The 12,680-nt window shown below is 69.8% G+C and carries 11 protein-coding genes and 1 tRNA gene; 5 read left to right on the top strand and 7 right to left on the bottom strand.

Features of this window, described 5'->3' with window-relative positions:
• Positions 1-222: 222 nt before the first annotated feature.
• The 4 genes from HGB44_RS25420 to HGB44_RS25405 form a co-directional block, all read right to left on the bottom strand.
• Positions 223-1,554, bottom strand: coding sequence for a hypothetical protein (locus tag HGB44_RS25420; RefSeq protein WP_061081556.1), 1,332 nt, complete (start codon positions 1,552-1,554; stop codon positions 223-225).
• Between the two features lie 319 nt (positions 1,555-1,873).
• The gene (locus HGB44_RS25415; protein ID WP_061081557.1) at positions 1,874-2,545 is read right to left on the bottom strand and encodes a chaplin; all 672 of its coding nucleotides are present in this window, start codon (positions 2,543-2,545) and stop codon (positions 1,874-1,876) included.
• Positions 2,546-2,708: 163 nt separating this feature from the next.
• Positions 2,709-3,746 carry a hypothetical protein gene (locus HGB44_RS25410; protein WP_061081558.1) on the bottom strand — a complete coding sequence of 346 codons (1,038 nt, stop codon included), beginning with the start codon at positions 3,744-3,746 and terminating at the stop codon, positions 2,709-2,711.
• A 224-nt stretch (positions 3,747-3,970) separates the two neighbouring features.
• On the bottom strand, positions 3,971-5,293 hold the full coding sequence (locus tag HGB44_RS25405; protein WP_061081559.1) for a M20/M25/M40 family metallo-hydrolase: 1,323 nt from the start codon (positions 5,291-5,293) through the stop codon (positions 3,971-3,973).
• Between the two features lie 144 nt (positions 5,294-5,437).
• Here HGB44_RS25405 and HGB44_RS25400 point away from each other — a divergent pair.
• Positions 5,438-5,522, top strand: a tRNA-Leu gene (locus tag HGB44_RS25400).
• Here the strand turns inward: HGB44_RS25400 and HGB44_RS25395 are convergent.
• From HGB44_RS25395 to HGB44_RS25385, 3 genes are all read right to left on the bottom strand, one after another.
• On the bottom strand, positions 5,504-7,204 hold the full coding sequence (locus HGB44_RS25395; RefSeq protein ID WP_082768456.1) for a recombinase family protein: 1,701 nt from the start codon (positions 7,202-7,204) through the stop codon (positions 5,504-5,506). The two genes, HGB44_RS25400 and HGB44_RS25395, sit on opposite strands and share 19 nt — an antisense overlap.
• A gap of 496 nt (positions 7,205-7,700) precedes the next feature.
• On the bottom strand, positions 7,701-8,138 hold the full coding sequence (locus HGB44_RS25390) for an XF1762 family protein (RefSeq protein ID WP_082768457.1): 438 nt from the start codon (positions 8,136-8,138) through the stop codon (positions 7,701-7,703).
• Positions 8,129-8,974, bottom strand: a complete 846-nt coding sequence (locus HGB44_RS25385) for a hypothetical protein (protein ID WP_082768460.1) — start codon at positions 8,972-8,974, stop codon at positions 8,129-8,131. Before HGB44_RS25385 ends, HGB44_RS25390 begins: the two co-directional genes overlap by 10 nt.
• 324 nt (positions 8,975-9,298) lie before the next feature.
• Between HGB44_RS25385 and HGB44_RS25380 the strand changes: the two genes are divergently transcribed.
• From HGB44_RS25380 to HGB44_RS25365, 4 genes are all read left to right on the top strand, one after another.
• On the top strand, positions 9,299-10,015 hold the full coding sequence (locus tag HGB44_RS25380; RefSeq protein WP_168444144.1) for a hypothetical protein: 717 nt from the start codon (positions 9,299-9,301) through the stop codon (positions 10,013-10,015).
• A gap of 244 nt (positions 10,016-10,259) precedes the next feature.
• Positions 10,260-10,562: a pilin gene (locus HGB44_RS25375; RefSeq protein ID WP_231972505.1), complete on the top strand. Its 303-nt coding sequence runs from the start codon at positions 10,260-10,262 to the stop codon at positions 10,560-10,562.
• 101 nt (positions 10,563-10,663) lie between these two features.
• Positions 10,664-12,007 (top strand): hypothetical protein, encoded by a 1,344-nt coding sequence (locus HGB44_RS25370; RefSeq protein WP_168444143.1) that lies wholly within the window; start codon positions 10,664-10,666, stop codon positions 12,005-12,007.
• A gap of 15 nt (positions 12,008-12,022) precedes the next feature.
• A complete protein-coding gene (locus HGB44_RS25365) occupies positions 12,023-12,637 on the top strand; it encodes a PrgI family protein (RefSeq protein WP_233458900.1) in 615 nt (204 codons plus the stop codon).
• The last annotated feature ends 43 nt before the right edge of the window (positions 12,638-12,680 follow it).

Here is a 12,680-nt window from a genome sequence, read left to right as displayed (position 1 = left end):
CTCCCGCAGTCCACCGCGTTCCTCACGGAACGGGAGTGCGGAGGCGGGTCGTCGTGGCCCGTCGACGCGTACGGCACTCAAGGTGCCGGTCCGGGATCGCGCTCCGTGTCCGACGCCGCCCTGTGGGATACGGCACCCCGCAGTCCACCGCGTTCCTCACGGAACGGGACGCCGTACTCCCTCAGGCCCGCGCGGCCGCGGGCACGATCCCCTGTTCTGTCGTTACAGACCCACGCCCGCGGCGCCGAGCAGCTCGTTGACCGGGTCGGCCACGCCCACGGGGGCGGACTCGGGCAGCTCGTCGGCGTGCTCGGGAGCGTGCTGCTCCACGGCCTGACGGGTGGTCTCGCTCACCTCGTAGTGGACGGGCAGCATCTCCGAGACCGGAACCTCGGGCAGCTCCTCCACCAGGGGCAGGGAACCCAGCGCGCTGGACTGGGCCTCGGGGGCGCTCTGGTGCACGACCGCGGCGCCGTCGTCGGTGCTGCTGGCGCCGGCCAGGCTCGCGACCGCTGCGATGGCGTTGCCGGAGACGTTGACCGGGACCTCGCCGTCCGCGACCAGCTGGTTGCCGCCGACCGCGGAGCCGTTGCCCGACGTGACGACGTGCTCCTCCCCCTCCAGCACCAGGGCGCCGGTGTCGGTGGAGGCCGCACCGGCCACGCCGCCGACCGCGCCGATGGCGTTGCCCGCGACGTTGACCGGAACGTCCAGGTCGACCACGGCCTGGTTGCCGCCCACCAGCGAGCCGTTGCCCGAGGTCGCGACGGACTGGTGCTCGCGCGGGGCCGACTGGTGCTCACGGGGCGCCGACTGGCGCAGCACGCCCGTGTCCACGCCGGAGGTGTCCGGCAGCGGCAGGATGGTGGCGTTCCTGGCGGCCTCGTTCACCAGGTCCATGGCCGTGTACTCGGCGGGCGCGGAGTGGTGCTCGCGGTGCCCGTGCCCGTGGCCGTCGTGCACCAGGGCGCCGGTGTCGGTGGCCGCGGCCCCGGCCACACCGCCGACCGCGCTGATCGCGTTGCCCGCGACGTTGACCGGAACGTCCAGGTCGACCACGGCCTGGTTGCCGCCCAGCAGCGAGCCGTTGCCGCTCGTGGCGACGTCGGGGCCGTGGTGGTGGTGACGGTGGCCGTGGTGGTGCTCGACCACCGCGGCGCCCGTGTCGGTCGTGCTGGCGCCGGCGATCCCGGCCACGGCGGCGATGGCGTTGCCCGAGACGTTCACGGGGATCTCGCCGTCCACGACCAGCTGGTTGCCGCCGACCGCGGAGCCGTTGCCCGACGTGGCCGCGTCGGGGCCGTGCTGGTGGTCGACCACGGCCGCGCCGGTGTCGGTGCTGCTGGCGCCGGCCGTGCCCAGGACGGCGCCGACCGCGTTGCCGGAGACGTTCACGGGGATGTCCCCGTTCACGACCGCCTGGTTGCCGCCCAGCAGGGAACCGTTGCCGCTCGTGGCGGCCTCACTGTCCGCGAAGGCCACGCCGCTGCCCAGCGCGACGAAGCCCGCCGTCAGGAGCACCGACTTCGCGGATGTGTTGACCCACTTGCGCATGTGGGAGGTCCTTTCAAACATGTCGATGAGAAGGTGTGTGCTCGGGCCACAGGCCGTTCCACGCCCCTGGGTGGGGTGCGGGCCTTCGGCCAAGGCCGGGGATCGTCCGGTCCGCCTCGCACCTGGGAGATGCGTACGACCGGTGCTGGGAGAATGCGCCGCGGTCCCGCTCCGCTGGTTGCGGCCGGACGCGCGCACCCCGTCCATCAGCCCCGCCCCGGAGGGCGGCGGCTGACGTGAACCCCGCGCACATGGCCTTGGCCGGTGCTACGGGACTCGCGTCAGCCCCCGGGCCGCGAACGGCCCGGGAGGCCGGGGGTCAGGCGCGGGCGCGGCGCCTGCCGAACAGGAGCAGCCCGGCGCCCGCGGCGATCGCGGCGGCGGCGCCGGCGAGCAGACCGCTCAGGGCGCTGCCGTCGGTGCCGGTCTGGGCGAGCTCCGGGCCGGGGGCCGGGGGCTCCTCGTCCGTGGCGGGCGGGGAGACGGGCTCCTCCGGCGTACCGCCGCCGTGGTCGCCGCCGTCGTGGCCGCCCCCGTCGTGACCGCCGCCGTCATGGCCACCACCGTCGCCGTAGCCGTCGTCGTGACCGCCGCCGTCATGGCCACCACCGTCGTGGCCGCCGCCGTCACCGGGCTCCTCCCCGTAACCGGGCTTCTCCGGCTTCTCGGGGGTCTCGGGCTCCTCCGGGGTCTCCTTCTCGGGCTCGTCGGGGGTCTCGGGCTTCTCCGGCTTCTCGGGCGTCCAGGTGGAGCTGTCGTCCTCCACCACGGCCCCGCTGTCGGTGCACTGGGCGCCCGCGAGGCCGAGGACGGCGATCGCGTTACCGCAGGCGTTGACGGGGGCGTCCAGGTCGGCCACGATCTGGTTACCGCCGAGGATGGAGCCGTTACCGCTGGTCGTGGTGTCGGCGTAGGCGACTCCGACACCGGCGGCGGTGAAGAACCCCGCGGCCACGAGTGCGGCGATACGGGCGTGCGTGTGGTAGGTCATCGCGTGTCCTTTGGTCAACGAGAAAGATCGGCCAGCTGCTCGTGGACCGCGGACGGAGAGCTTCGTGCTCCGGAAAGCCGGGGAGAAGGCACGCCCGCCGGAGTCGGCGAGGCGGCTGCGCGCAGAGGAGCGCACGGACCGGCCGCGGTCGTGGAAGACGCGGCTAGTCGGGAGCGAAGGAGGGGTCGTCCGCGGCGTCGCGGACGACCAGGGTGGGGTCGCCGGGAAGGGCGACCCGCTGGGCCCGGGGAGCCAGGTGGTCGGCTCGGGCCGTCAGGAACCCGGCGGCACCGGGCGCGGGGAAGGACGGAGCCGCGGCGCCGGTGGCGTCCGCTCCGGCCTGGTGGTACCCGCCGCCCGCGATGAGACGGATGCGCTCACCGGGGTCGTCGTCGGTCGGCGCCCGGTCGGCGCCCTCGTCGGCGACCCGGTGCCAGACGGACGGGTCCACGTGAGCGTGGACGGCCGTCACCGCACCGGTGCGGTCCCCGTCGCGTTCGGCTTCGGAACCGTCGTCCTCGTCGGACGCGGAGCGCTTGGGCGCGGACGCGGCCGGGGAGAGTTCGTCGACGCCGCCGAGAACGGGCAGTCCGAACGGCGCCGCGGTGCCCGCGGGGCCGCCGATCCGGCCCTGGACGGCCCGGGTGGACTCGGTGAGCCCCTCGGAGACCGTGCCCACGAGACTGCTGTCACGCAGTGAGCGGTCGGTGGACTCCACCATGTCGTGGCCCCTGCGGGCGAGGCCCCCGACGAGGTCGCCCGCGCCGCGCGCGGTCTCGTCGACGGTCCGGGTGGTGTCATCGACCGCCCTGTTGGCGGCGGATCCGGTCCGGGTCCGTTCCAGGGCCGCGGTCACGCCGGTCCCGTGCAGGGTGTCGGCGGGAAGAGCGGCCGTCTGGGGAACCACGGTGTCGGTGAGCGACTCCGTGGCCGACGCGGCCCGGACCGTGGCGTCGGAGAGGCGGGCGCCGCGGATCTCCTCGGCGGCGGCCTGTCCGGTGCGTCCGGCCCCGTCGCCGACCTCCAGCACCCGGTCGACCAGGCCACCGGACTCGGGGGCGGTCTCGCCGTGGGCGACACCGATCCCCCCGGCCAGCCATGCGACGGCGACGATGCCGGACAGGAGCAGCAGCCGGGCGGGGCTCAGGGCGATGCGGGCAGCGCGACTGGAGACCAGCCACTCCTTGCCCGCGAGCACCATGAGTGCCCCTCCGTTTCGCTGCTACTGGACGGTCCCGTGCGGTGGTCCCGCCACGGTCACACGCCGGTGCCGTTCCGCGCCCGCGAAGGCGGACGGGGAGCCGAGCACCGCCGAACTCACAGCAACACTAACATCACGTTCGGTGACGAGGGGCCGGATTGCGAACCGCGCCGAAAAAGTTCTCGGCGCGGTTCGGCTGAGGTGACGGCGCAAAGCGCCCGTGGTCAGCTCAACCCGACGAAACGGTCCAGGACGCGGACCCCGAACCGGAGGCCCTCGACCGGGACGCGCTCGTCCACCCCGTGGAACATGCCCGCGAAGTCCAGCTCCGGAGGCAGCTGGAGGGGGGCGAAACCGTAGTTGCGCACCCCGAGTCGGGAGAAGCTCTTGGCGTCCGTCCCCCCGGAGAGGCAGTAGGGGACGGCCTTGGCGCCGGGGTCCTCCGCCAGCAGGGACTCCGACATGGCGCTGACCAGACCGCCGTCGAAGGAGGTCTCCACGGCGGGCAGGTGGTGGATGAACTCGCGGCTGACCTTGGGACCCAGCAGCCGGTCGATCTCGGCGAAGTACGCGTCCTCGGTGCCCGGCAGGAAGCGGCCGTCCACCTGGGCGGTGGCCTCGCCCGGGATGACGTTGGCCTTGTAGCCGCCGCCCAGGACCGTGGGGTTGAGGGTGTTGCGCAGGGTGGCGCCGATCATGCGCGCGATGGGACCCAGGCGGGCGACCGTGGCGTCGACGTCCCGCTCGTCGAAGGGGATGCCGAACTCCTCGCAGATCTCCTCCAGGAAGGTCCGCACGGTCGGGGTGAGCTGCACGGGGAACCGGTGCTCGCCCAGCCTGGCGACGGCCGCCGCCAACTCGGTGACGGCGTTGTCGGTGTTGACCATCGAACCGTGCCCGGCGGTGCCGCGCGCGGTCAGCTTCATCCAGGCGATGCCCTTCTCGGCCGTCTCGATGAGGTAGAGGCGCCGGTTCTCCTTCACCGTGAACGAGAAGCCGCCGACCTCGCTGATCGCCGAGTCGCAGTCGGCGAACAGGTCGGGGTGCTCGTTCACCAGGTACTGGGCGCCCCAGGTGCCCCCGGCCTCCTCGTCGGCGAGGAAGGCCAGCACGATGTCGCGCGGAGGGCGGCGGCCCTCGCGCAGGCGCTGGCGCAGCATCGCCAGGACCATCGCGTTCATGTCCTTCATGTCGACCGCGCCGCGGCCCCACACGCAGTCGTCGGCGATCTCGCCCGCGAAGGGGTGGTGGGTCCAGTCCTCCGGGGCCGCCGGGACGACGTCGAGGTGACCGTGGATGAGCAGCGGGGGACGGCTGGAGTCCTCCCCCGTGATCCGGGCCACGACGTTGCTGCGCCCCGGGTGCTTCTCGTAGATCCTCGACTCGACGCCGACCTCGTCGAGCTTGGCCGCCACGTACTCGGCCGCCTTGCGCTCCCCGGGGCCCGAGTGGTCGCCGTAGTTGGAGGTGTCGAACTCGATGAGCTCCCGGCACAGGTCGACCACCTCGACCTCGGCCGCGCTCAGTTCCCTGCCTGGCTCCGCCATCTGACGCTCCCGTCCAGCCGCACCTTGTCGCCCTACTGTTCCACCGACCCTGCCATGTCTTCCACCGGTGGAAAACATGGTTCGTGCGGTGTTCGACCTTTGCTATGGTTGACGTGTTCGGCGCGGGAGCGACGAGCACGCCCGGTCCGGGTGGCGGAATAGGTAGACGCGCTAGCTTGAGGTGCTAGTGGCCGTTAAGGCTGTGGGGGTTCAAGTCCCCCCTCGGACACGAACCCTTCCCCCACGGGAAGAGTTGAACTCGCGGTGCGGGTCGAGTCGAATCTCGGCCCGCACTTTGTTTTGCACCGGGTGGTAGCGCATCCGCAGGCCCAGCCCCCGGTACAGCTCGGCCTTGTCCTCCCGGTCGGCGCTACCGAGTACAGCGGTGATGTCACCCAGCGCGTGAACCATCCTCATCACGTCTTCCTTGTTGGTCTTCTGCGGTGACCGGCCTACACGGGCCAGTCCTGCCTCAGCGGCCGACTTCTCGGCCTGGGTCTCCTTCATCCACTTCGTGACCTCCACGGGATCGGCTCCGGCCTCCAGAACGGCGCGGTGCTGGGCCAGCTTGCGATCGCACTCGGACAGCCTCTCCCGAAGCCGCGCCATCTCGCGGGCCACCCCGGTGCCCCGCTCCTCGTCCGCGCCCATGAGGGCGTCCACCGTGGCCGTGATCTTCCCTGGAGCGAACTCGGCGGCGATCCACGCGTCCAGTGTCGGGACCACGTCAGCCTCGCGCAGGTAGACGTTGCGCGGGTGATGGACCCTGTTGGCCAGCGCGTACTCCTCCGGAAACCGGCAGCGGTAGTACGCCTTCCCGTGAGACCACTGCCCCTGCATCCTGCGGTCGCACAGGCAGCACTCGAAAGCACCCCGGAACAGGTAGGGGTTGCGGGTGCGGCGCGTCTTGTGCTCTCCACCTGGGCTCCGCCCTCGCGAACCCATCAGCGCCTTCGCCTGCGTGAAGTCCGCGTGAGTGATCAGCGGATCGTGGACCTGGTCCCGGGACCACACCCACTCGTCGTCCTCGTTCCACCTCAGCAGGGTCTGATGGCCGAGCTGGACGTCGTTGACGTCGATGAGGACTTCGTCCTTACGCTGTTTGGCCCACACCTGGTGGCCGGTGTAGCGGGGATTCCTCAGGATCGCCCGTACCGCACCCTTGGACCAGGCGATGCCGGAGCGGTGCCGGTTGCGTTTCCGGTCGTGGGCCGAGGGCGAGGGGATGCCGTCACGTGTCAGCCCTTCGGCAATCGCGAAGATGCCCATGCCGCCCAGGTACTCGGCGAAGATCCTCCGCACCACCCAGGCCGTCCGGGGATCCGGGGCCAGCCGGTGCAGCCTCCTGCCGTCAGCTGCCTTGGCCGGATTGGGATGCGGGCCCGCGTCCACGAGCATGTACCCGTACGGCGGACGCCCGCCCAGATAGCGGCCTTCCAGCAGGGTCTGGGCTGCCATGGCGGCGCGGACCCGGGTCTTGATGCGGGTCCGTTCGCCCTTGGAGATGCCGCCGTACATCGACATGATCAGCTCGTGGGCCTCGTTGGCCGGATCGATGGGACCACCGATCTCGGGCACCCACAGCTGCACGCCGTAGTGCTCGAACACTGGTGACGTCATCGTGAACTGGCTGCCGTAGAAGGCGCGTTGCGGTTCGCCGATCACTACGGCCTGGAAGCCTCGGTCGGGATCCGGTAGCGAGTCCAACAGGCGACTGGCCTCCGGACGGCGCTGCGGGGGTATCGAACGCGAACGGTCGATGTCGAAGTACTCCGCCACGATCCGCCCGTGCGGGGCGATCAGCGTCTCAGCGCGCATCCTCTGCCAGTGGCGCGAGGATTCGGGATCCTGCTGGTCTTCGGTGGACACGCGCCCGAGGAAGGCGAAGTCCACCTGTTGGGCTGCTGCCATGGCTCAGGTCCTTCTCTCCGGGGACGAGGGGTCGGGCTCCTCGGCAGATCGCCGTGCGTACGCTGTGCGAATGATCCGCAGCAGCGCCCGGACCGCTTCGGGGGTGAAGTCCGGCGGCTCCTCCGGCGGAACCACTCGCGGAGGGTTCCCGCTTGCTCGGGTAGGGCTGTCGTGTCCATCAGGGTAGGCCTCGGAGCCGCCGTTTTCACAGTGTTTCAGCTGGTCAGAGTGGTTATCTACCTCTTCAGACACACAAACCTCCCCCCGAGGTAAGGTCCTGAAAAACGGCAGTACCGACCGCCGTCCGGCAATGCCGCCGTTGCCGCCGCGGCACCCTCGCCGCCAGAGCGGCGGACTGTGCGGAGCAACCATCTGGCACGCGCTAGGACCGGCACTGGATCGTGTGGGAAGGACGCGCGCTCCTCCGTGCCGCTCTCTGTACGCCTGCCCGGCGGCAACAAGCGGCACCGGGAAGCCGGATACGGACCCATAGGTCTCATGGCACCTCCCAGCGACGGCGAGCGATGCCCTGAACGCGGGAACGGCGTGGAGAATGCCAGTCCTCGCGGGCTGGCAAATCGGCAACGAGGCGCCATCCGGCTGCACTCAGCGAGACCCCGCTCTCGTCGCCACGGGTATAGGTGACCAGGCGCCGGTAGGCCAGAGCCCGCGCCGCTCGCCAGGACGCGGCGTAGAGCTTGGAGCAGGCATTGGGAGAACCATCACTGGCGAGTCTGGTGACTTCGAGCGTGCGGCCGTCATCGAGTTCACGCGCCACCGGCCGTCCGACCACGGCAACGGCGACCAGGACACCGTCGTCACCGACGAGGCCGAGACTGAACTTGTGCCCGCGTGGCGGCTTCAGGTGGCGGTGCCATACCTCGATGAAGGCCTTCGCTTCGGCGAGCGGTACGGGCACCAGGGTCAGTCCCATGCCGCACCTCCCGGTTCGGCGCCACGACATGCCCACGGTGCGCAGCCATCCGGTCCCGGGTCGGTGGTGGCGCTCAGGTCGGCCTGGTCCAAGGGCACACGGTCGGGGTGGAGGAAGTAGAGGGTGCCGGGCGGCATGCCGCGTGTTTCCGCTCCAGGGTGGCCGTGCCGCAGGATGGCATCGGCTGCTACCGCTTCAGTGAACGTTGCCGGATCGGCGGCCCGTAGGTGTGCCCATCCGTGGTTGGAGCGGTTGGGGCATGCCACACACGCCATCCCCGCTTCCTCGTCCAGACCGTGGTGGTGGAGGAAGGCCCGGCAGTCCCGAATACTCCAGCCGAGGTTGGCCAAGGGGTAGCGGAAGAGCACGAAGGGCGGGCCCGACAGGTGGTGAGCGTGTTCGGTGCCGTACCCGACCGCGCACTCGGCGAAGACACCATCGGGCACGGGATGAGGATGCGGGTAGCCCAGGAGACGGCGGATGTGGCTGGTCAGGGCCAGAGCCTGCCGACGGGCGCATCCCTGGGGAAGGCGTCCCGGCGTGCCGTCGGGGCTGAGGGTGAACAGCGGTAGTGGACACGGCAGACGGTTGTTGAGGCTGTCGCGGGCGATGCTGCTGGTTTCGGCGCGCGCCCACTCCATGGCGGCACCGGTGGCAATGCGGCGTAGCCGTTCCAGATGCCGGTGGGTGTGGGCGGAGTACCAGCCGGTGTCGGGGATCAGGACGGCGTCGAATCTGGGGATCGCCCCGTGGGCGGCCAAGAGGAGCAGAGTGGTGGCTCCCGGGCTGCCGTCCAGCAGTAGGAGCCGTCGTCGTGGCAGGGTGCGTGTGCTCATCGCAGGGTCAGTCGGCTGGGTGTCGAACGCCTCACCTATCAAGAGGAGCGAGATCGGCGTTTGCGCTCATGACCGCAGCCGAAGCGCGTAAGAGATGCGTACGCACCGAGCATGGCGCTTTCGATTCCCGCACCCTTGTCCGAGACCAATCAAAAACCAGGAAATAAATCCTTCATCACCGGTGGGCGGTATTCGCAACTCCTCCCGCAGCTATGGTGGCTCATCTTCTGCTCATTTCCTGCGAAGTGCGTGGTGCTCCATGGAACTCCCGAACCTGAAGGGAGTCGCACCATGGTGCACAGCACTCGTCCGGAACAGCCGCTCGTGGTTCTTCAGCGATCGGTCGACCTGCTCGCCACCGGGCCCGGCCAGCCCACCCTGTCCACCGCAGACGTGGACGGGATCGACGCCGACGAACTGACCGCCTCCCAGATCATCGACCTACTGCGCCACGGCCCCCAGGAGCTGGCTGACGCGCTCTGGCATCAACTCTTCGCGCTCTCGCGTGCAGGTGCGGCGACCTGGACGGTGATCGCAGCCGGGGCGATGCTGCCGCGCATGGTGGTGGCCTGTTCCCGGTACGCGCGCGTGCCCTCTCAGCACGTCCCCGATGTGGAGGCGGAGATGTTGACCGCCCTGTTGGAGCAGGTGCGGTCGATGCCTCTGGGCGTGAGCGAAGTGGGTGCGCGGATGTGGTCGGCGGTGGCCAACACCGCCAGCCGGTACGGCTACCACCATGTTCGTGAGTCGCACCGCTCCATCCCGTACAACCTCAACGCGCACGCCACCAACCAGGCCGATGGTGGACGTGGGCCGGTCACCGTACTGGCCGAGGCCGTCAGCGCAGGGGTACTGTCGCCGGTGGAGGCGGACCTGATCGCCCGCACCCGGCTGGAGCACAGCACGCTGGCCCAGGTCGCCGACGAGTTGGGGCTGACCTACATCACCGCACGTCGCTGGCGACGCGCCGCCGAGAGCAAGCTGACGGCTGCCCTCGGCGTGAAGAAATCCGCGAAGCCGATGAGCGCTATCGCGCCGTGAATTCCTCTTGATGGGTGAGGAGGGATCTCTCCTCACCCGCAGAGGGATCACGGAAGCCGGGACGGAGAGGGTTTCGAACGCCCACCGATACAACCCTTGACCGGAAGGAGGAGTCGGCCCTCCGCCCCGGCTTCTGATTCGCGTGAGATCCCCACATTCTGCGGGTTTTCACCGAAGCGAGGTGGAGATCGTGGAAGCGCTCAAGAATTGCCTCCGTCCGACATTGGTGGTCTGCGCTGTGGCCGTGAGCGTTGTGGTGGCCTCGGCTGACCTATCGCCCGTCTGGGCCCAGGAGACCGACACCCCCACGGTGACGGACCTGAACACCGTCATCACCAACGTCCGCAACTGGGTCGTGGGCCTGCTGGTGGTGCTGGCCACGCTGTTGCTGACCATCGGCGGGCTGCGCTACCTGCTGGCCGGTGGCGATCCGGGCGAAGTCAACAAGGCCAAGGACACCCTGAAGTACAGCGCGTTGGGCTACCTGGTGGCACTCCTCGCACCGCTCCTGGTGCAGATTCTGCGCGGGTTCGTGGGGCTGGAATGAACCCGCGTCCCTGGGCTGTGGCGTTCCTTGTCCTCACTGTCAGCGGAACGTCTCTGGTGGGCTCACCCTCCCCTGTCGAGGCCGCGCCGGTCCCCGCGGACGTGACCGAAGATCCTGCTGATCCCACTCCGACCGATCCCGAGGAGTGCGGGACCTTCGACTACGGCTGCCGCGTGACGGTCGGGTTCTACGTCTGGTTGGCCGACTTCATCGCGGAGGCCGTGGAGTTCACCATCACCCTCGCCGCCCTGCCCGCGCTGTCCACCCCACCTCCCACCGACGGAGTCAGAACCGCCTGGGGCGAGGTGCTCACGGTCGCCAACAGCCTGTACGTCCTGGTGGTCCTGGCCGCCGGTGTGCTGCTGATGAGCTACCAGACCGTGCAGACCTCGGTCGGGGTCAAGGAGCTGCTGCCCCGGGTGGTGCTCGGCTTCATCGCCGCGAACTCCTCGTTCCTGCTCATCGAGATGATGCGCCAGTTGGCCAACGGCATCGCCGTGAACATGCTGGACGGGGCCGCCACCGTCGACAACATCACCGAAACGATCGGCCGTGTCCTGGGCGATCCTGGCGGTGAGGCCCTCGTGGTGCTGCTGTTGATGTTGGTCGCCTCGCTGCTGGGGTTCTTCTTCATGCTGGCCGCCATCGTTCGGATCGTGCTGTGGATCCTGCTGACCGCGGTGGCTCCTCTGGCGTTGGCCTGCCACGCACTTCCCCAGACCGAAGGCATCGCCCGCATGTGGTGGCGGGCGATGGCGGCACTGGTGGTCACCCAGATCGCTCAGGGCATCGTGTTGCGGCTGATGGTGGTGCTGTTCTTGTCCCGGGAGGCCGCCCCGGACTTCATCGAGGCCGCCCAGAACATCGTCGACGTCTTGTTGATCACCTGCTGCATGTACGTCCTGGTCCGCATCCCCTTCTGGGCGTTCAAGCAGGTGTTCAACTACCAGAAGTCGCCCCTGGTCAAGGGGGCCAAGCTCGCGGCCAGCCTGGTGGTCTTCCGCGGTCTGGGCAAGGCGTTCGCAGCCAAGAAGGCCACAACCGCAGCGACCGCGTCCCGGGCCACGGGAGGTGCCCCGGCCATGGCATCGGCACCACCTCCCTCCCCAAGTCCAAGGCGGTGGCAGCAGCCCGAACTGCCGAACTTCACAGCCAAGCTGCCCTACCGGCAGGATCCGCTGGCTGGGATGGATCGGCAGATTGATCGACGTCAGCAGGGACGGCTGCGCGAACGGCGTCGGTACTACCAGCCCGAGCTGCCACGGCCTCGTCGCGTGCCGCGGCCCCGCTTGCGCCAAGAGCCGTTGCCGCAGTGGGAGGAGCCCACACCGCGCCAGGAGATGCTGCCGCATGCGCGCCGCCTGCCTCCGCCTCGGCCCCGGCCTCAGCAGGACGCTCTCTTCCAGCCGCCCGTTCGCCAACGTCCTCGCCGTAGGAGGTCCTGAGTGTCGCGTGTACGCATGCCCGCTGACGTGGAACGCGAGGACAAGATCCTCGCCGGGTTGACCGCCCGACAGTTGGTGCTCATCGGCGCGCCCGCGGTGGCGCTGTGGGCCGCCTACAGTTTCCTGGGCCATCTGGTGCCCATGCTCGTGGTCGTGGCCGTCGCGGTTCCGGTGATGGGAGCGGCCGTGGCCGCGGCGTTGGTCCAGCGCGATGGGTTGAGCCTGGATCGCTTGGCTTTGGCGGCGTTTCGGTTCGCCCGTTCCCCCAAACGCCGCGCGACCGGCGCCAAGCATGCGGCAGCGGTGCCCTCCTGGGTCGATGCCACCACGCCGCCGCTGCCTTCTCCGCTGAACCTGCCGGTGCGCTCCATCTCCGATGACGGGGTGGTCGACTTGGCCGAGCATGGACACGCCGTCCTCGTCTCGTGCTCGACGGTGAGTTTCGCCTTGCGTACGCCCTCGGAGCAGGCCGGGTTGGTGAACGGGTTCGCCTCCTACCTCAACTCGCTCAACACCCCGGTGCAGTTCCTGGTGCGTGCCGAGTCCATCTGTCTCGTTCCGGGTGTGATGGAGGCTCTCAAACTTGGGAAGGATGAGAGTCATGCCGGCACCGAGGAAGTACCCGCCTGAGCTGCGCGAACGAGCGATCCGGATGGCTGTGGACGCCCGCCGC

Origin of the sequence: Nocardiopsis alborubida, assembly GCF_012396365.1 — a bacterium.
Classification (GTDB): Bacteria; Actinomycetota; Actinomycetes; order Streptosporangiales; family Streptosporangiaceae; genus Nocardiopsis; species Nocardiopsis alborubida.
Note: the sequence above shows the minus strand (reverse complement) of the source record. Positions and strands in the feature narration are given on the sequence as shown.